The sequence below is a fragment of the Deinococcus radiotolerans genome (assembly GCF_014647435.1).
In the GTDB taxonomy this organism is placed as follows: domain Bacteria; phylum Deinococcota; class Deinococci; order Deinococcales; family Deinococcaceae; genus Deinococcus; species Deinococcus radiotolerans.
Genome location: NZ_BMPE01000004.1, coordinates 164146 through 183083, shown reverse-complemented (window position 1 = coordinate 183083; position 18938 = coordinate 164146). Strand labels below are relative to the sequence as shown.

The following is an 18938-nucleotide window of genomic DNA, read 5'->3' as shown; positions in this document are numbered from 1 at the left end:
CCGGGTGTCACACGTCCGGGAACGCAGACACCGACCCGTCCGCGCCTCCGTCCAGCAGCGGCGCGTCCCGCCAGCCGTCGCGGCCCGCGTGCTTGGCGGCGTACAGGTGCTCATCCGCGCGGGCCACCAGGGCCGGCAGGGTCTCCCCCACCCGCGCGAGCGTCACCCCCACACTGACCGTCACCAGCCCCACGCCCACCATGCTCTGCGTGCGGAACGTCTGACACAGCCGCTCGGCCAGCTGAGCGGCCTCGGGGGCCCCCAGGCCCGGCAGGGTCATCAGGAACTCCTCGCCACCCCAGCGGCCCACCTTCCCGCCGGGCGGCAACTGCGCCTCCATCAGCCGCGCGGAGCGCTCCAGCACCTCATCGCCCACCTGATGCCCAAACGTGTCGTTCACGCGCTTGAAGTGATCCAGATCCAGCAGCAGCGCCGCGCCGCCCGACGTCAGCAGCTCCTGCACAGCCGGGTACATGCCGCGCCGGTTCGGCAGGTTCGTGAGCAGGTCCGTGTGCGCCAGCTGCGCCATGACCCGCACCTCGCTGCGCTGCGCCTCGAACTGCCCCCGGTACCACGACAGCGCGTGCACGAACAGCAGTACGATCCCCACCGTCAGCTGCACCCGCGGTAGGTCCGCCGACACCGCGCCGCCCCCCAGCGCCAGCCCCGCCCACGGCACCACCACGGACAGCACGAACAGCGCCGCGCTGTAGCGCCCCGCCTCGCGGTTCGGGAACAGCAGGTACGCCAGCATCACGTTCACCACCACCGACCAGTACACCAAGTCCGACCCGCCGGACAGCGCCGGACGCTGCATCTCCTCCAACAGCGCCTGCGCGAGCACCTGCACATTCACCGTGAAGAACATCAGCCGCTCGGGCAGCGCCAGAGGCCGGCGCGACAGCAGCCACCCCAGGCTGAACAGCACCGGGATCATCGTGACCGGCAGCACCACCTGCACGTACAGATTCCGGGTGCCCGTGGAGTACGCCAGCACGTTCAGCGCCCCCACCACCAGCAGGCCCAGCACGATCGCCAGCAGGTACAGCGTCCGGCGCAATTCCTCCGGAGGCCCCCGGAATGGCAGGTCGGAAGCGGGAGGCCGGCGCGTCGCCATGGTCCCCTCAGCGTACTCCGGGCCCGGCCTGACCGGACACCCCAGCAGGGCGTCTTGAAGATTTCCGTCAGCGGCCCTGTCCGTCTGGCGGAGGTGCCCCGCCCTCCGCTCTGCCACAGTAGGAGCATGTACCAGGAACTGCCGCCCAGCCCGCCCCTGCGCGCCCTGGTCCGCACGTACTGGCAGCTGGAAGAACACCACGCGCCCGGCGAGGAATACCACCACTTCATGCCGGAACGCACCGTGCGCGTCCTGTTCTTCAGCGGCGACTCCTGGCTCGCGCCGGACACGACCAGCGCCCCCGAACGCCTGAGCGGCGCGCACCTGAGCGGCCTGAGCCTCACGCCACGGCGCCTGCTGTCCTACGGCCTGACCCGCGCACTGGGCATCGAACTGTACCCCTGGGGCGCCGTGCAGCTGTTCGGCTGGCGCATGGGCGTGGACCAGCTGGACCTGGGGCAGCTGTCCGCCCCGGTCGCCCGCGCCGTCCCCGCCCTGCTGCGCGCCGGCGCGTGGACCGAGGCGCGCGAGGTCGTGGACGCCTGGCTGCTTGAACGCCTGCGCGACCAGGAGCGGGAACCCGGCGTGGGCATCCGCGCCGCCACGCAGCTGTACCACTCGCTCGGCACGGCCCGCATCGGCCCCCTGGCCGAGACGCTGAACGTCAGCGCCCGCGCCCTGGAACGCGCCTTCAGTCAGGAAGTCGGCGTGGGCGCCAAGACCCTGGCCCGCCTGATCCGCTTCGAGGAAGCCCACAACCGCCTGCACCTCAACCCGGACGAACCCCTCGCCGGCCTCGCGTACGACCTGGGCTTCGCCGACCAGGCCCACCTGACCCGCGAATTCCGCGCCCTGGCCCACATGACCCCCCGCACCTTCCGCGAGTACGCCCGCCAGATGCAGCACCGCCACGACGCCCTCCAGGACGAGGGCCTGTACACCCGCCGCTCCCCGCTCGTGCACCCCTGAACGCGCCGCTTTTCTTCAATCGCTCCGCCCCGCCGCTCCCCTAGCCTGAACCGCATGACCCCCTCTGCCCCACCCCGCCGCCCCCCGCTGCTGTTCCTGCTCACCACCGCGTTCCTGTTCTCCATCGGCATGTCCCTGGTGTTCCCGGTCCTGCCGTACATCGTCATGCAGTACGTCCCGGACGTGGCCCGGCAGGCCACCGTCATCGGCTGGCTGGGCGCCTGCTTCGCGCTGCTGTCGTTCCTCGCCTCGCCCGTCCTGGGCGCCCTGAGTGACGCGTACGGCCGCCGGCCCGTCCTGATCCTCAGCCTGCTCGGCTCCGCCATCGGGTACGTGCTGTTCGGCATCGGCGGTAGCCTGACTATGCTGTTCCTGGGCCGCTGCATCGACGGCCTCACCGCGGGCGGCATGAGCGCCCTGTTCGGCTACCTCGCCGACACCACCCCCGAAGAGGACCGCGGCCGGGTCTTCGGGCAGATCGGCGCGGTCGTCGGCGCCGGATTCATCCTCGGGCCCGCCATCGGCGGCGCGCTCGCCCACATCAGCCTGAGCCTGCCCATGTTCGTCGCCGCGGGCGTGTGCCTGCTGAACATGCTCTGGGGCGCGTTCATCCTGCCCGAAAGCCTCAGCCCCGAGCGCCGCCAGCGGCACTTCGACGCCGCGCACCTCAACCCCCTCGCGCAGCTGCGCGGCGTCCTGGCCTACCCCGCCGTGCGCCGCCTCGTGACGGTCAGCGCCCTGTTCATGCTGCCCTTCACCATCCTCCAGACCGTGCTGGTCCTCCTGGGCCGCGACACCCTGCACTGGGGCCCCGCGCAGATGGGTACCGTCTTCATGATCGTCGGGGTGTGCGACATCATCGCCCAGGGCGGCCTGCTGCCCCTGCTCCTCAAACGCCTCGGCGAGCGCGGCGTGGCGCAACTGGGCCTGACGCTGGGTGTGGTGGGCACCCTGGGGCTGGCTGCCCTGGCCTTCTGGCCCGCCGCGTGGCTGGTGTACGCCGCGACCATCTGCATGGCCGTCGGCGAGGGCATCTTCACCGCCAGCACCGGCGCCCTGCTCTCGAACGCCGCGCCCGCCGACGCGCAGGGCAAAGTCCAGGGCGGCGCGCAGAGCTTCGGCGCCCTCGCCCAGATCACCGGACCCCTGCTGGCCGGCCCGCTGTACGCCCGCACCGCCGGCCCCGGCACCTTCGGCACCAGCGCCGCCCTGATCCTCCTGGCCCTCGGGGTGCTCAGCGCCCAGCGTCAGGACCCACGCGGCGAACCCCAGGCCGCCTGAACCCACCCCAGCCAGCCCGAGGCGGCCCCCAGTGGGCCGCTTTAGACTGTCCCCATGCGGCCGTACCTCGACCTGATGCAGCACGTGCTGGAGCACGGCACCGACAAGACCGACCGGACCGGAACCGGCACCCGCTCGGTGTTCGGCGCGCAGCTGCGCTTCGACCTGCAACGCGGCTTTCCGCTGGTCACCACGAAGAAGGTGCACCTGAAAAGCGTCATCGTTGAGCTCCTGTGGTTCCTGCGGGGCGACACCAACGTGAAGTGGCTTCAGGAGCGCGGCGTGAGTATCTGGGACGAATGGGCCGACGAAAACGGCGACCTGGGCCCCGTGTACAGCGCCCAGTGGCGCAGCTGGCCCACTCCAGACGGGGGCCATATTGACCAGATTGCGCAGGTCATCGAGCAGATCAAGCGCACGCCGGACAGCCGCCGCCTGATCGTGAACGCCTGGAACGTCGCGCAGATTGACGACATGGCCCTGCCGCCCTGCCACGCGATGTTCCAGTTCTACGTCGCGGACGGTCGCCTCAGCTGCCAGCTGTACCAGCGCAGCGCGGACCTGTTCCTGGGCGTGCCGTTCAACATCGCGTCCTACGCCCTGCTGACCCTGATGGTCGCGCAGGTCTGCGGTCTGGAACCCGGCGAGTTCATCTGGACGGGCGGCGACGTGCACCTCTACCGCAACCACTTCGAGCAGGCAAAGCTTCAGCTGAGCCGCGAGGAACGCCCCCTGCCCGTCATGCACCTGAACCCCGCGGTGAAGGACATCTTCGACTTCCAGTACGAGGACTTCCGCCTGGACGGCTACACCCCTCACCCCGGCATCAAGGCCCCGGTGGCCGTATGACCCGCCCGTCGTTCGATGAGCTGGGGCTGGCCACCGCCCGGCTGTGGGCGACGCGCAGCGCGGACAGCAAGGTGCGGGTGGGGGCGTGCATCCTGGACCGGCATCACCGGGTGGTGGGCGTGGGGTACAACGGGCGCGCGGCGGGCGAACCGAACGAACGCGAGAGCCTGTCGCAGGGACACAGCGGGTTCATTCACGCCGAGGTGAACGCCCTGCTGGCCGCGAACTGGAACGGCGAGGGCCACACGCTGTACGTGACGCACGAGCCATGTGCGGCGTGTGCGCGCCTGATCGTGAATTCGCGGCGGGTGGGACGCGTGATCTTCGAGACGGCGTACCGCGAGACGAACCGCGTGGAGTCGGGACTGCCGAGCGGCGAGCAGATCCTGCGGGACGCGGGGATCGAGGTGCGGCATGTCCCGACCCCCTGAACTGGGCGAGGCTGAACGCGTGGGGCCTGAACTGGTCGGCATCGTCGCGGTCACCGAGAACGGCGTGATCGGGCGGGACGGTGGGATGCCGTGGCACCTCCCGGCAGATCTGGCGCACTTCCGCTCGCACAGTCGCGGGAAGCCGAACGTCATGGGCCGCAAGGTGTGGGATTCGCTGGGTGGTCGGCCCCTGCCGGGCCGGGCGAACATCGTCCTGACCCGCAACCGGGCGTTCAGCGCGCCCGGCGCGCAGGTGGCGCACTCGCCGCAGGAGGCGCTGGCCCTGGCCGGGGACGTGCCGGAGGTGGCGATCATCGGCGGGGCCGAGGTGTACGCCCTGTACCTCGCGCAGCTGACCCGGGTGGAACTCACGCTGATTCACGCGCGGCTGGAGGGTGATACGGTCATGCCGGACCTGGGAGACGGGTGGGTCGTCACGCAGGAGCGGACGCGTGCGGCGGACGACGCGAACCCCTTCGACCTGACCTTCCGCACGCTGATCCGCCGCGCCTGATCCCGTCACCGTGCCTTGCCCGCAGACTCGGGCGGCGCGCGGCTGGCAGAATGCCGCTCATGAGTCTGGTGGATGTCGCCATCGTCGGAGCGGGCCCGGTGGGTCTCGCTGCCGCCATCGCCTGCAAGCGTGCGGGCCTGAGTTACGTGGTGCTGGAGAAGGGCTGCGTGGTAAACGCGATCTTTGAGTACCCCACGTACATGTCGTTCTTCACGACCGCGCCGGAACTGGAGATCGGGAATCACCCCATGGTGACCGGGCACGACAAGCCGGACCGCCGCGACGCGCTGATGTACTACCGGCTGGTCGCGCAGCGTGAAGCCCTGAACGTCGAGCAGTACACCGAGGTGACGCGCGTGCACGCCGCCCCGGCAGGTTTCACGCTGGAGGTCGAGAAGCGCGACGGGACGCCTGGCGTCGTGGAGGCGCGGCGTGTGGTGGTCGCCACCGGGTACTACGACAACCCCCTGGCGCTGGGCATCGCCGGTGAGGACAGCGAGAACGTCAGCCACTACTACACCGAGGCGCACCCGTTCATGGGCCTGAACGTCACCGTGATCGGCGCCGGGAACAGCGCCGCCGACGCCGCGCTGGACCTGTGGCGCAGCGGCGTGAACGTCACCATGGTCGTCCGCGCGCCCGAACTGAAGAGCACCATCAAGTACTGGGTGCGCCCCGACCTGGAAAACCGCATCAAGGAAGGCAGCGTCGCGGCGCACTTCAACTCCCGCGTGGTCGAGATCCACCCCGAGCACGTGGTCGTGCAGCGCGAGGACGGCACCACCTGGGAGCTGCCGACCGACTTCACGTTCGCCCTGACCGGGTACCGCCCAGATCTCTCCTTCCTGGACGGCCTGAGTCTCGCCACGCAGCCGGACGAGTGCCTCGTGCTGGACGAGCACTACCAGAGCAGCGTACCGGGCCTGTTCGTGGTGGGCAGCGCAGGCTTCGCCGGACGCACGAATCAGGTGTTCATCGAGAACGGCCGCTTCCACGCCGATCATGCCGTCGCCGAGATCGCGCGGCAGCTGGCCGAGCGGGGCGTGCAGCCCGCCTGAATCGGGCCTGTGGGGCCGCCCGGTGCAGCCCGCCGGGCGGCCTCCTTCATGGAGGTTCTTTTCATGGAGCGGGACTGGGGGCGTGGAATACTCGCCGCATGACCCCCGCCCCCCGGCGCGCCCTGACCCTGGGCGCCCTGCTGCTCAGTGGCTCCCTCGTGACCGCTGCCCTGGCCCAGACGGGCACGGAACCCTCCCCTCCCCCACCGGCGCAGACCATCCCCGCGATTCCGCCCACGCCGCCCTCCCCCCAGCCGGAGCCGAGCCCCGCACCGACGCCCGCGCCAGAGCCCCAGCCGACTCCAGCACCTCAGCCGACCCCGGAACCCACGCCCGCCCCCACCCCGGTGCCTGAACCGAGCCCGGCCCCAGCGCCTCAGCCCGCGCCGCCGACCCCCGCACCCCAGGTCACCCCGGTCCCGGCGAAGATCACGGCGCCGCTGCTGATCACGGTGGAGGCCCAGTGGCCCGCGCTCGTGAACGGCAAGAAAACGACCGTGCCCTTCACCCGGACCCTGACCATTCCCGGCAAGCGCGTGGAGGTTATCCGGGCGCGCGGCGTGATCACCGAGAGTCTGGATCAGGAACTCACCGCGTTCCTGAAGGCCCTGCCCACCACCGCGCAGGACGCCCGCTTCGAGGAACTCTGGGACGGCTGGGCGGTCGTGCAGCGCAACGGCCTGAAGGTGGACGCCGCGAAGGCCCGCACGAACCTGCTGGCGGCCATCAAGGACCCCAAAGGCATCAAGGTCACCATTCCCGTAAAGGGTCAGGTCGCGCCGGGGCGCACGTTGGATTACTTCGCGTCCCGCGGCATCACCGCGCACCTGGGCACCGGTCAGACGAACTACTACGGCAGCAGTGCCGCCCGCGTCACGAACATTCACGTGGGCACCAGCCGCTTCCAGGACCGCCTGCTGGACGGGAAGAGCGTGTCGTTCAATCAGATGGTCGGCCCCATTACCACCGGCACGGGCTTCGTGACCGGGCTGGTCATCGCGGGGGAACGTACCGCGAACGGCGTGGGCGGCGGGATCTGTCAGGTCAGCACGACTGTGTTCCGCGCGCTGTACGCGGCGGGCCTGCCAATCCTGCAACGCCAGAACCACTCATATCAGGTGCACTACTACGACCCGCAGGGTCTCGACGCCACGATCTACCAGCCCAGCCTGGACCTGAAGTTCGCGAACGACACCGGCGGCTCGCTGTGGTTCCAGAGTGACTGGGATGACGAGTCCTCCACCCTAACCGTGACTGTGTTCGGGAAGGCCCGCGACTTCACCGTCGAGATCGGCGCGCCCCGCACCCTGAGCACCACCCCCTCCCCCGCCGACCGGCTGATCCCGGACGCCACGCTGGCCAGGGGGCAGCGCAAGCAGGTGGACTGGGCGGCGCCCGGCGCCGTGATCGAGGTCACCCGCAAGTTCATGCGGGACGGCAAGGCTTTCAAGCAGGACACCCTCAAGAGCACCTACCGCCCCTGGCCGAACATCTACCTCGTCGGCACCCGCTGACCGCGTGACCGAGAGGCGGCCCCAGTTACCGGGGGCCGCCTCTCGCCTTTTGTCGCTGACTTCGCCGTTATTCCTCGGCGGCGTAGCCCAGGATCTCCAGAATCCGGTCGAGTTCCTCGCGAGACGCGTAGTTTAGTTCCACGCGGCCCTTGTCCTCGCCCGTGATGCGCACGCGGGTGCCGGTGCGGCGGCTCAGGTCAAGCTCCACCTGACGGAAAGCACGCGGCGGGTTCACCTTGATCGGCGTGGGCTCGCGCCTCTCACGCTTGAGGGCCTCGGCCTCGCGGACACTCAGGCTGCGCGCCGTGATCTGCTCCAGCGCCCAGGCGCGGTCCGTGTCGGGCTGCGCAAGAATCGCGCGGGCGTGCCCGGCACTGATCTGCCCGTCATCCAGCGCCCGCAGGGCCGGGGTGGGCAGCGTCAGCAGGCGCAGCGCGTTCGACACGGCGCTGCGGCTCTTACCGACCGCCTGCGCCACGCCCTCCTGATTCAGGCCCTGCTCCATGAGCGCCTGGTAGGCGCGGGCCTCTTCCAGCGCGCCCAGGTCCTCACGCTGGAGGTTCTCCACGATCGCGATCTCCAGCGCCTCGCGGTCCCCGAGGTCCCGGATGATCACAGGCAGTTCGGTCAGCCCGGCGAGCTGACTGGCGCGCCAGCGGCGCTCCCCGGCCACGATCTCGAAGTGGTCGTCCCGCGGGCGCACGAGCAGGGGTTGCAGCACGCCCTTGTCGCGGATGCTCTGCGCGAGTTCCGCCAGGGACTCCGGCGTGAACACCTGACGCGGCTGGTACGCGGCCTGCACGATCTTCTCGATCCTCAGGGACTGCACCTGCGCGCCCGGCGCACTCTCGGCGGGTTTGCCGAGCAGGGCGTCCAGGCCGCGGCCCAGGCTAGATTTTTTCGACACGCTGCATCACCTCCTCGCTCAGACGCTTGTACGCCGCTGCGCCCGCCGACAGTGGCGCGAACGCGTTGATGGGCTTGGCGAAGCTGGGCGCCTCGGACAGGCGCACGTTGCGCGGCACGACCGACCAGAACACCAGCTCCCCGAAGTGCTGCCGGACCATGCTCTCGACGTCCTGCGAGAGGTTCGTGCGCCCGTCGAACATGGTCAGCACTACGCCTAGCACCTTCAGGCGTGGGTTCAGACCGCCCTGCACGCGCTCGACCGTCTCCATCAGGCCCGCGAGGCCCTCCAGAGCGTAGTACTCGGCCTGCAGGGGAATCAGCAGCGCGTCGGCGGCAGCCAGCACGTTCACGGTCAGCGGCCCCAGGCTGGGCGGCGCGTCAATGAGGACCACGTCGTACCCCTTGATGGACGCGAGCAGGCGCGTCAGGGCGTCCGGGTCCTCGGCGAGTTCCACGCCCGCCCCGGCCAGATCGGGTGTGGCGGGTAGCAGGAAGAGGTTCGCCTGCACGGTTTCCACGGTGTACTCGGCGGCGCGGGCCGGTTCGCCCAGCGCCTCGTACAGGCCCTGCGCCGCGCCGCGCTGCCCCAGGCCGCTCGTGGCGTTCGCCTGCGGATCCATGTCCAGCAGCAGGACGCGTTTGCCGCCCGCCGCGAGGTACGCGCCGAGGTTGACGGCGGTGGTGGTCTTGCCCACCCCGCCCTTCTGATTCACGACGCCGAGTACCTTCACGGCGTCCCCCGCATGTCGTTGTGTCGCAAGCCGTTCACCGTGCCGTCCAGAATAGCGGCTGCTGGTTGGGCACACCCTCGCGCCGGGGGTACTTCTTCGGGGTGGGCCCCACCTTCTCGATCACGACCAGGGTGCGGGCGTCGCCCAGCACGGGCAGCGTGAAGGCGTCCACCTCGGTGACCCTGCCGCCCACCTCGCCCGCCGCGCGGCGACCGGCGTGCAGTTCCTCTTCGCTGATCGGGCCCTTCTGCGCCACGAGCAGCCCACCGGGTTTCAGCAGCGGCAGACCCAGTTCTGCCAGGATCGGCAGGGCCGCCACGGCGCGGCAGACCACCCGGTCGTAGCGTTCGCGGTGTTCGGGGTCGCGGCCCAGTGTCTCGGCGCGGCCCACCAGTGGCGTGACACCTGTCAGGTTCAGCGCCTCGGCCGCCGCCCGCACGAAGTCGATCTTCTTGCGGATCGAGTCGAGCGGCGTGAACGCGGCATCCGGGCGCATGATCGCCACCGGCAGCGTCGGGAAGCCCGCCCCGGTCCCGATGTCCAGCACCCGCAGCCCTGCGCCGTCCAGGTGCCCGCCGCGCAGGCAGCTCAGAGAATCCACGAAGTGCTTCAGGACGATGTCCGATTCCGTCTTCAGCGCCGTGAGGTTCATGCGGCTGTTGGCCTCGACCAGCAGGTCCAGCAACTGCTCGAACCTCGGTAACTGGCCTTCGACATCCAGCCCGAGTTCCGTTGCACCCTGACGGAGCAGCGCCTGCCCTTCCGGGGTCACAGGCCGTACCTGACTTTCATATCCTGATACCTCTCGTAGACGTGTTCATCGATGTCCTCCAGCGGCAGCCGGTCCAGCAGGGGCAGCAGCGTCTCGCGCAGCACCTCGCCGCGCGCCATCCACTGAAAATAGCGCCTGCCGCCGTGGTTGTACGGTCCGTACAGTTTCGAGCCGGGGCACAGGCGCAGCAGCGTCTCGAAGAGTTTCTGGTGGCGGGTGTGCATTCGCAGCGTGATCTGCGGCTGCTTGCCGTCCCCGCCGAAGTGGCCCTCGCCTATTAGGATGCCCAGCAGCAGGCCCTGCTCGAAGGTGGCGTCCATAGTGTTGACTGATCCGGTCATCGAACCTCCGTTGTTTCACCGTCAAGTTTCCCGTGAAATGTCGGTAGGGTCAAGCACAGAGAAGGCCGGAGAGTACATTGCTCTCCGACCCATATTGTTTCACCGTCAAGTTTCCCGTGAAACGTCCCCGCCCCGCTGCTTCAGGTGCACCAGCAGCGCGCTGATATCTGCGTGCCGTACGCCGGAAATCCGGCTGGCCTGCTCCACAGTGCGCGGCTGCGCGCGGCCCAGTTTCTCGCGCGCCTCGTTCGACAGCGCCGCGATCCCGCCGAAATCGATGCCCTCCAGACTCAGGCCGCGCGAACGGTCCTCGGCGCGCAACTGCACCTCGGCCCGGCGGATGTACCCGGCGTACTTTACGCGGATCTCCACCGCCTCGCGCTCGGTCGGCGACAGCTCCGGCAGGGTCACGCCCAGCGCCTCCACGTCCGGCAGGCTGAACTCGGGGCGGCGCAGCCACGCGTCCCCGGTCTGCCCCTGCGCCCGCTGACCCTCCAGCGCCGCGATGCCCGCTTCCACCCGCGCGTACTTGGCCCGCACCCACGCCAGTTCCGAGTCGTTCACTAGCCCGAGCGAGTGCCCGATAGGAGTCATGCGCTCGTCGGCGTTGTCCTGACGGACCAGCAGGCGGTGCTCCACGCGGCTGGTCATCATGCGGTATGGCTCGTTGCTGCCCTTGAATACCAGTTCGTCCAGCAACACGCCGATGTACCCGGTCTCCCGCCCGATGAATGCCTCCTGCTCACCCAGCGCGCGGCGGGCCGCCGCCGTCCCGGCGATCAGGCCCTGCGCGGCCGCCTCCTCGTAGCCGCTCGTGCCGTTGATCTGCCCGGCCGTGAACACGCCCGGCATCAGCTTCGATTCGAGGTTCAGGGTCAGTTCCAGCGAGTCCACCACGTCGTACTCCACGGCGTACGCGTAGCGCTGGATGACCGCCTGCTCGAAGCCCGGCAGCGACCGCACGAGTGCGTCCTGCAGGTGCGGCGGCAGCGACGAGCTGAACCCCTGCAGGTACACCTCGCTGGTCTGCACACCGTCCGGTTCCACGAACAGCAGGTGCCGGTCGTGATGAGCGAAGCGCACGACCTTGTCCTCGATGCTGGGGCAGTAGCGCGGCCCCAGGCCCTCGATATCCCCCGAGAACATCGGGGACTCGTGCAGGTTGTCGTTGATCAGGCGGTGCGTCTCGGCGGTCGTGTGCGTCTGCCAGGTGGGGGAATCGGCGGCGCGCGGACCGGGCGTGCCGGTGAACCCACGCGGGTTAGGGTCGGCCGGGATCTCCAGCAACTCGGTGAAGTTCACCGCGTCGGCCCGCACGCGCGGCGGCGTACCGGTCTTGTAGCGCTTCAGGACGTGCCCGGCGCGGGCCAGCGGCGCGGACAGAAAGCGCGCGGGTGGTTCGCCTTGGCGGCCCTCAGCGCGGGACTGCCGGCCGTACCACGTCACGCCGCGCATGAACGTCCCCGCCGCGACCACGACGCTGCGCGCCGCCAGCCGCCGTCCGTCGGTCGTGACGACCAGCCAGCCGCCCCGGCCGTCACTTTCCAGATCGGCGGCCTCGCCACGCAGGATGTCGATGTTCGGGTGCCCGAAGATCACGTCCTGCGCGCGCTCGGCGTAGGCGTCGCGTTCGTTCTGCACCCGCAGGGACTGCACGGCGGGGCCCTTGCTGGCGTTCAGGGTGCGGGTGTGGATCGCGGTCTCGTCGGCCAGTCGGCCCATCAGGCCGCCCAGGGCCTGCAACTCGAACACCAGCTGGCTCTTGCCGGGGCCGCCCACCGCCGGGTTGCACGGCATGCGGCCCACGGTGGCGGGGTTCCCGATCAGCAGGGCCACGCGGGAGAACTTCGCAGCGGCCCACGCCGCTTCAAGCCCCGCGTGCCCACCACCTATGACCAAGACATTCCAGCCACTCATCAGCCCACCAGTGTACCTGCCCGGCGTATGCGCAACGGTGACCCAGTGCAGGACTGGCCGGTCTGCAGGCCGAGGTGACCGGCTGACCCGATCGGTGGCGTTGAGCCTCAGGGCGGCGCTGACTACCATGGGGGGTATGAACTTCGAGCAGCTGCGCGCCGACCTGATCGGGACTGACACCGTGATCCGCACGCCCTTCGGGGAGCGGCGCGTCACGTACGCCGATTACGTCGCGTCGGGCCGCGCGCTGCGCAGTGTCGAGGAGCGCGTGGCGACCCTGGCGCTGCCGCTGTACGCGAACACCCACACCGAGGACAGCGCGACCGGCGCGCACTCCACGCACCTGACCCACCAGGCGGCCGAGTACGTCAAGGGGCAGCTGGGCGGGGACCAGACCTGCAAACTGGTGTTCTGCGGCTCCGGCAGCACGGCGGCGGTGCGGCGCATGCAGGACATCCTGGGCCTGACGGTGGGCGCGCACCACCGCGCCGCGATCCTGGCCGGGATGCCAGTGGAGGAGAGGCCGGTGGTGTTCGTCGGCCCGTACGAGCATCACAGCAACGAGATCAGCTGGCGTGAGACGCTGGCCGAGGTGGTGGATATTCCCCTGTGCGAGCGGGGCACGCTGGACCTGGACGCGCTGGTGGCCGCGCTGAAGGACCCGCGGTACGCGGGGCGGCCCAAGATCGGGTCGTTCAGTGCCGCGAGCAACGTGACCGGCCTGCTGACAGATACGCGTTCGGTGGCGCGCATCCTGCATGCCCACGGCGCGTACGCGTTCTTTGATTTCGCGGGCAGCGGCCCGTACGTGCCCATCGACATGAAGCCCGGGCGGCCGGACGGGTACGACGCGGTGTTCCTCAGCCCGCACAAGTTCGTGGGCGGCCCCGGCACGCCGGGCCTGCTGTGCTTCCGGGAGGAGCTGTACCGGCTGGCGGTTCCCAGCACACCGGGCGGCGGGACGGTCACCTTCGTGAACCGTGAGCGGCAGATCTACGTGGATGACATCGAGGCGCGCGAGGACGCGGGAACCCCCGCCATTCTGGGGAAGATCCGCACAGCGCTGGCATTTCGCGTGAAGGAGGAACTGGGCGCCCCTCAGATCACTGCGCGGGAGCATCAGCTGTTCGAACTGGCCCTGACCCGCCTGCAGGCGAACCCGCGCGTGCGGCTGCTGGGGAACCTGGACGCGCCGCGCCTGGCGTTCCTGTCCTTCCTGACCTTCACGGCCAGCGGGCAGCAGTTGCACCCACGGCTGGTGGTGCGGCTCCTCAATGACCTGTTCGGGATTCAGGCGCGGGGCGGCTGCGCGTGTGCCGGGCCGTACGGGCACGTGCTACTGAACGTGGACGATGTAACCAGCGAGCGTTACATGCAGTGCGCGCTGAATCACCTGGACAGCGTGAAGCCGGGCTGGACGCGCCTGAATCTGGCGCCCTGGGCGACGGACGCCGAGGTGCAGTTCCTGCTGGACGCGGTCGAGTTCATTGCAGAGTTTGGGGAGCGCTTCGTGCCGTTGTACGACTTTGACTGGAATTCAGGCGCGTGGACGCACCCGGCGGACGCCGCGCCCCTGGATCTGTTTGGCGACGCGCGGCCCCTGACCGGGACGGGCGCAGTGCCGTATGAGGTTTACCTACGTGAGGCGCGGGTGCTGGCGGAGGGGATGAGCGTGGCAGGGGAGGGGAGAGCCGTGCCGCCGCATGTGCCGGGTGATCTCGTGTTCTTCGCTCACTGAGTTGGACATGTCCAGCCTGACTGGACGCATAAGGGTGTCTGCGTGGGATGTGAGGAGTGGTAGAGGTCTGGAATCGGTTCAGGTTCAGGAGGCAGGATTCGCGCCTCATGGACAAAGCGTCTAAAATGCCTAACGAGCGTTTGCTAGACAGATGAACTTCCGGACGTGCGCATGCCACAGCGGCGGCGCGCACCCGGTCAGGAGGCTCCAGCCCATGATTCAACCCTTCACCCCCGAACCCATCCGCTTCGTCGCGGAAGACGGGACGCCGGTGCAGCCCCTCCCGGAGCGCTACACGCCCGAGGTGCTGCGCGACCTGCACCGCCTGATGCTCCAGGCGCGCGAATTCGACCGCAAACTCATCACGCTACTCCGCCAGGGCCGCACCACCTTCTACGCGCAGTCCAGCGGCATGGAAGCCACCCAGGTGGGCCTCGCCCGCTCGATTCGCGTCGGGCACGACTGGGTCTGGCCGTACTACCGCGACCACACCTTGGGCCTCGCCATGGGCGTGCCCATGGCGGAACTGATCAGCCAGTGCCTGGGCACGAACAGCGACTCCTGCCGGGGCCGCCAGATGCCGCACCACTTCGCCGCGCAGCGCCAGAACTTCGTGTCCATCAGTTCCAGCATCGCGTCGCAGGTGCCGCCCGCTGCCGGGAACGCCATGGCGCAGAAGTACCTCGGCGTGGACGAGATCACGGTCTGCACCTTCGGGGACGGCGCCACCAGCGAGGGCGACTGGCACGCCGGGATGAACATGGCGGGCGCCGCGCAGGCCCCCGCGCTGTTCGTCTGCGAGAACAACCAGTGGGCGATCAGTACCAGCATCCGCGAGCAGACCGCCAGCGAGACCATCCACATCAAGGCGAAAGCCTACGGCATGCCCGGCTACTACGTGGACGGCAACGACATCATCGCCGTCATGGAAGTCTGCGGATACGCCGCCGAGCAGGTCCGCAGCGGCCAGGGTCCCGCCCTGGTCGAGTGCCTGACCTACCGCGTCGGCTCGCACAGCAACGCGGACGCGGACGCCGAGAAGCACTACCGCACCCGCGAGGAAGTCGACGCGTGGCTGGCCCGCGACCCCATCACCCGCCTGGAGAACCTCCTGGCGCACCTGGGCCACCCCGTCACCGCCGAGGAGCGCGCCGCCCTGATCGCGCAGACGCACCGCGAGGTGGACGAACAGGTGCTCGCCGCCGAGGCGACCGGGCAGCCCGACTGGCGCATCATGTTCGAGGACGTGTACGCCGACCTGCCCGACCACCTGCGCCAGCAGGAGGCGTTCCTGCGCGCCGAGCAGACCGGAGGCCGCGCATGACCGCCACCCAGACCCGCCCGGAGGCTGCCCCCATGACGACCGGCCGCACCATCAACCTCATCCAGGCTGTCACCGAGGCCATCGCCGAGGAGATGGAACGCGACCAGCGCGTCGTCCTGTTCGGCGAGGACGTCGGCGCGCGCGGCGGCGTGTTCATGGCCACCGCCGGGCTTCAGGAACGCTTCGGCAAGAACCGCGTGTTCGACACGCCCCTGAGCGAGGCCAGCATCGTCGGCGCCGCCGTCGGCATGGCCGTGCGCGGCCTGCGCCCCATCGCGGAAATCCAGTTCGCGGACTACATGGGCCCCGGCTTCGACCAGATCATCTCGCAGGCCGCCAAGATCCGCTACCGGTCAGCCGGGCAGTTCACGGCGCCCATGGTCATCCGCACCCCCTCGGGCGGCGGCGTGAAGGGCGGCCACCACCACAGCCAGAGCCCCGAGAGCTACTACACCCACACCCCGGGCCTGAAGGTCGTCATGCCCAGCACCCCCTACGACGCCAAGGGCCTGCTGAAGGCCGCGCTGCGCGGCGAGGACCCCGTCATCTACTTCGAACCCAAACGCCTCTACCGCGCCGCCAAAGGCGAGGTGCCCGACCACGACTACATCGTGAAACTGGGCGAGGCCGCCATCCGCCGCGAGGGCAGCGACCTGAGCCTCATCGGCTACGGCGGCGTGATGCCCGATCTGGAAAAAGCCGCCGACGCCCTGGCCGCCGAGGGCGTCAGCGTGGAGGTCATTGACCTGCGCTCCCTGGTGCCCTGGGACCGCGACCGCGTCCTGACCAGCGTGCAGAAGACCGGCCGGGCTGTCCTCGTCAGCGAGGCGCCGCGCATCAGCAACTTCATGGGCGAGGTCGCATACGTCATCCAGGAGCAGGCCTTCGACTACCTGACTGCCCCCGTCGGACAGGTGGCGGGCTTCGACACGCCGTACCCGTACGTGCAGGACAAGGTGTACCTGCCCGGCGCGAACCGCATCGTGGCCGCCTGCGTCCAGGCCCTCAATTACTGACCCCACCGCCTGGCCCCTAAGCTGTCTCCATGCGACCTGACCTGCTGCGCCCCCTGCTGGGCACCCTGGGCCTGCTGATCGGCTTCACGCTGTACGCCCTCGCGGGAAAACTCGCCGAACCCTGGCAGAGCGTCGCCATCGGCGGCATGTTCGCCCTGCTGGGCGTCAGCGCCTGGGTGTACGCCCGCGGGGAACGCTGGATTCAGGTGCTGGGCCTCCTGCTGCTCATCTACGGTCTGCTGCGCGCCACCGTGCTGCGCTGAACTGAAACAACACCGCGTTTCTCCGTTTCGTGGCCGTGAGGAAAGCACTCCCGTCCACTCCACTCCAAACCGCTGTGCATCACGGTTTCTCACTCCGTTCGGGTCAGGGGCTGTCGGGAACACCATCCTCAGGCCCGCTGACCACCGATAAACGAGGTATCCCATGAAAGAAGTGCTGCTGCCCGAACTGGCCGAGAGCGTCGTCGAGGGCGAAATCCTGAAGTGGCTGGTGCAGGAGGGCGATACCATCGCCCTGGAACAACCCCTGTGCGAAGTCATGACCGACAAGGTCACCGTGGAACTTCCCAGCCCGGTCGCCGGGGTGCTCAGTAGGCGCCTCGCGGGCGAGGGGGACGTGGTGGCCGTGCACGCCGCCATCGCCCTGATCGACGAGACCGGTGGGGCTGCCGCTGCCCCCGCCCCTGCCGCCACTGCATCCGCTCCCGCCCCTGCCGCCACTGCATCCGCTCCCGCCCCTGCTGCTGAGCCGCTGAGCACGCAGGCACAGGAGGAACGCGAGCAGGTGGGCGGCAGCATCGTCGAGGCCGGACACCTCCAGAAGGGGGCCGACGACGATTCCACCAGCCTCTTCAAGGCGTTCTCCAGCGACGAGAAGGTGCAGGTGCAGGGCCTCGGCGCCCGCCAGCCTGCCGCCCCTGCCGCACCCACCCAGCCGACCCGCGCGGATGGCCGGGTGCTGGCCGTGCCCGCCGCGCGGCAGCTGGCCCGTGAACTGAACATTGACCTGACGCAGGTGCGCGGCAGCGGCCCCAACGGCCGCATCCGCGTGAGCGACGTGCTGGCCCACCAGGGCATCCACCAGGGTCAGGCCGCCCCCGCGCAGCCCGCCGCCCCGGCCCAGGCGCCCGCCCAGCCCGCCGCTGCCTCCGTCGCGAAGGCCCCCGCTGCGGGCGGGATGCCCGTCGCGCCCGTGCAGTACCGCACGCCCAAGGGCTACGAGCACCTCGAGGACCGCGTGCCGCTGCGGGGCATGCGCCGCGCCATCAGCAACCAGATGCAGGCCAGTCACCTGTACACGGTGCGCACCCTGACGGTGGACGAGGTGAACCTCAGCAAACTCGTGGAATTCCGCGCCCGCGTCAAGGAAGACGCCGCCGCGGCGGGCGTGAAGCTCTCGTACCTGCCGTTCATCTTCAAGGCCGTCGCCGTGGCGCTGCGCAAGTTCCCCAGCCTGAACACCAGCTTCGACGAGGTCACCCAGGAGATCGTCCAGAAGCGCTACTACAACATCGGCATGGCCGTCGCCACCGACGCGGGCCTGACCGTCCCCGTCCTGAAGGACGTGAACCACAAGAGCGTCTTCGACCTCGCCCGTGAAGTCAGCGACCTCGCCGCGCGTGCCCAGGGCGGCAAACTCCAGGCGGACGAACTGGCGGGCAGCACCTTCAGCGTCACGAACATCGGCTCGATCGGCGCGCTGTTCTCCTTCCCGATCATCAACGTGCCCGACGCCGCCATCCTCGGCATTCACTCCATCCAGAAGCGGCCCATCGTGGACGAGTACGACAACATCGTCGTGGCGCACATGATGTACCTCAGCCTGTCCTTCGACCACCGCCTCGTGGACGGCGCGGAGGCCGCGCGCTTCTGCAAGGAAGTCATCCGCCTGCTGGAGAACCCCGACCGCCTGATGCTCGAAGCGATGTAAGTGAACCGGGTGGAACGGGAAGGCTGTTCCACCCGGTTTGGTCTCTCTGCCCTCTGAAGGCGAAACAGAATAGAGGGAGCCGTGGTCGTCAAGACCCGGTTCCCTCTGCTCTGTCTCCCCCTCAGGATCTCAGGTGGGGGTGCCCGGCGGGGCCCGCTGGCCCAGCGGGGACGGCTCGCCCGGCGCGAGTTCCTCGTACGTCACCTCGGCCACGCGGCGGTACAGGCTGTGCAGGCCCTCCAGGGCAGCCCGGCCGATGACGGTGGCCGTCAGGTTCAGCTGGCCGGTCAGGTGCGTCAGTTCGTTCAGGGCGTCCAGATCAATGCGCTCCTGCGTCCAGGCGTCCTGGAGGACGTCCAGCAGGTCCTGGCTGTGCTGGCGCTCCGCTGCTGTCCAGGTGCTCGTCTCGGGGTGCTGGCCCAGCGTGCGGCGCAGGTCGCGCAGCAGATCAAGGGCCAGGGGCGTCAGCGTGCGCCACTGCGCGCGGGCGCGGCTCATGTGGCTCCCGCCGCGTGAACGGAGTTC

General features: G+C 69.5%; 19 protein-coding genes. 12 read left to right on the top strand and 7 right to left on the bottom strand.

Translation table 11 applies throughout. The features are described 5' to 3' along the window. Positions 1-7: 7 nt before the first annotated feature. The gene (locus IEY63_RS10515; RefSeq protein ID WP_189068956.1) at positions 8-1060 is read right to left on the bottom strand and encodes a GGDEF domain-containing protein; all 1053 of its coding nucleotides are present in this window, start codon (positions 1058-1060) and stop codon (positions 8-10) included. Between the two features lie 183 nt (positions 1061-1243). On the opposite strand from IEY63_RS10515, the gene IEY63_RS10510 reads away from it, so the two are divergent. From IEY63_RS10510 to IEY63_RS10480, 7 genes are all read left to right on the top strand, one after another. Next, positions 1244-2086, top strand: a complete 843-nt coding sequence (locus IEY63_RS10510; RefSeq protein ID WP_189068955.1) for an AraC family transcriptional regulator — start codon at positions 1244-1246, stop codon at positions 2084-2086. 54 nt (positions 2087-2140) lie between these two features. Further along, entirely contained in the window at positions 2141-3367 is a 1227-nt protein-coding gene (locus IEY63_RS10505) for an MFS transporter (protein WP_189068954.1), read from the top strand. Positions 3368-3421: 54 nt separating this feature from the next. Beyond that, positions 3422-4216: a thymidylate synthase gene (locus IEY63_RS10500; protein WP_189068953.1), complete on the top strand. Its 795-nt coding sequence runs from the start codon at positions 3422-3424 to the stop codon at positions 4214-4216. Beyond that, the gene (locus IEY63_RS10495) at positions 4213-4647 is read left to right on the top strand and encodes a deaminase (protein WP_189068952.1); all 435 of its coding nucleotides are present in this window, start codon (positions 4213-4215) and stop codon (positions 4645-4647) included. Before IEY63_RS10500 ends, IEY63_RS10495 begins: the two co-directional genes overlap by 4 nt. Continuing rightward, the gene (locus IEY63_RS10490) at positions 4631-5161 is read left to right on the top strand and encodes a dihydrofolate reductase (RefSeq protein WP_189068951.1); all 531 of its coding nucleotides are present in this window, start codon (positions 4631-4633) and stop codon (positions 5159-5161) included. The genes IEY63_RS10495 and IEY63_RS10490 overlap by 17 nt, the downstream gene beginning before the upstream one ends. A 59-nt stretch (positions 5162-5220) precedes the next feature. Next, complete coding sequence (locus tag IEY63_RS10485; protein ID WP_189068950.1) at positions 5221-6219, top strand: YpdA family putative bacillithiol disulfide reductase; 999 nt, start codon at positions 5221-5223, stop codon at positions 6217-6219. Between the two features lie 98 nt (positions 6220-6317). Next, positions 6318-7733 (top strand): VanW family protein, encoded by a 1416-nt coding sequence (locus IEY63_RS10480; RefSeq protein WP_189068949.1) that lies wholly within the window; start codon positions 6318-6320, stop codon positions 7731-7733. 67 nt (positions 7734-7800) lie between these two features. On the opposite strand, the gene parB is transcribed toward IEY63_RS10480, so the two are convergent. The 5 genes from parB to mnmG all read right to left on the bottom strand — a co-directional run bounded on the left by parB (position 7801) and on the right by mnmG (position 12403). After that, positions 7801-8640, bottom strand: coding sequence for a ParB/RepB/Spo0J family partition protein ParB (parB, locus tag IEY63_RS10475; protein WP_189068948.1), 840 nt, complete (start codon positions 8638-8640; stop codon positions 7801-7803). Then, positions 8624-9448 (bottom strand): ParA family protein, encoded by an 825-nt coding sequence (locus tag IEY63_RS10470; RefSeq protein WP_189068947.1) that lies wholly within the window; start codon positions 9446-9448, stop codon positions 8624-8626. Before IEY63_RS10470 ends, parB begins: the two co-directional genes overlap by 17 nt. Next, entirely contained in the window at positions 9408-10145 is a 738-nt protein-coding gene (gene rsmG / locus IEY63_RS10465) for a 16S rRNA (guanine(527)-N(7))-methyltransferase RsmG (protein WP_189068946.1), read from the bottom strand. Before rsmG ends, IEY63_RS10470 begins: the two co-directional genes overlap by 41 nt. Further along, positions 10142-10486, bottom strand: coding sequence for a hypothetical protein (locus IEY63_RS10460; RefSeq protein WP_229784642.1), 345 nt, complete (start codon positions 10484-10486; stop codon positions 10142-10144). Before IEY63_RS10460 ends, rsmG begins: the two co-directional genes overlap by 4 nt. Positions 10487-10591: 105 nt before the next feature. Then, positions 10592-12403, bottom strand: a complete 1812-nt coding sequence (gene mnmG, locus IEY63_RS10455) for a tRNA uridine-5-carboxymethylaminomethyl(34) synthesis enzyme MnmG (RefSeq protein WP_189068945.1) — start codon at positions 12401-12403, stop codon at positions 10592-10594. Between the two features lie 136 nt (positions 12404-12539). Here mnmG and IEY63_RS10450 point away from each other — a divergent pair, with 136 nt between their 5' ends. The 5 genes from IEY63_RS10450 to IEY63_RS10430 all read left to right on the top strand — a co-directional run bounded on the left by IEY63_RS10450 (position 12540) and on the right by IEY63_RS10430 (position 18413). Further along, positions 12540-14141: an aminotransferase class V-fold PLP-dependent enzyme gene (locus tag IEY63_RS10450; protein ID WP_189068944.1), complete on the top strand. Its 1602-nt coding sequence runs from the start codon at positions 12540-12542 to the stop codon at positions 14139-14141. A gap of 214 nt (positions 14142-14355) precedes the next feature. Next, a complete protein-coding gene (locus IEY63_RS10445) occupies positions 14356-15465 on the top strand; it encodes a thiamine pyrophosphate-dependent dehydrogenase E1 component subunit alpha (RefSeq protein WP_189068943.1) in 1110 nt (369 codons plus the stop codon). Further along, positions 15462-16481 carry an alpha-ketoacid dehydrogenase subunit beta gene (locus IEY63_RS10440; protein ID WP_189056236.1) on the top strand — a complete coding sequence of 340 codons (1020 nt, stop codon included), beginning with the start codon at positions 15462-15464 and terminating at the stop codon, positions 16479-16481. Before IEY63_RS10445 ends, IEY63_RS10440 begins: the two co-directional genes overlap by 4 nt. Before the next feature lie 29 nt (positions 16482-16510). Then, positions 16511-16744, top strand: a complete 234-nt coding sequence (locus IEY63_RS10435) for a hypothetical protein (RefSeq protein ID WP_189068942.1) — start codon at positions 16511-16513, stop codon at positions 16742-16744. Between the two features lie 163 nt (positions 16745-16907). Next, positions 16908-18413, top strand: a complete 1506-nt coding sequence (locus IEY63_RS10430) for a dihydrolipoamide acetyltransferase family protein (RefSeq protein ID WP_189068941.1) — start codon at positions 16908-16910, stop codon at positions 18411-18413. A 129-nt stretch (positions 18414-18542) separates the two neighbouring features. Here the strand turns inward: IEY63_RS10430 and IEY63_RS10425 are convergent, their stop codons facing one another. After that, entirely contained in the window at positions 18543-18911 is a 369-nt protein-coding gene (locus tag IEY63_RS10425) for a hypothetical protein (protein ID WP_189068940.1), read from the bottom strand. Positions 18912-18938 lie beyond the last annotated feature (27 nt).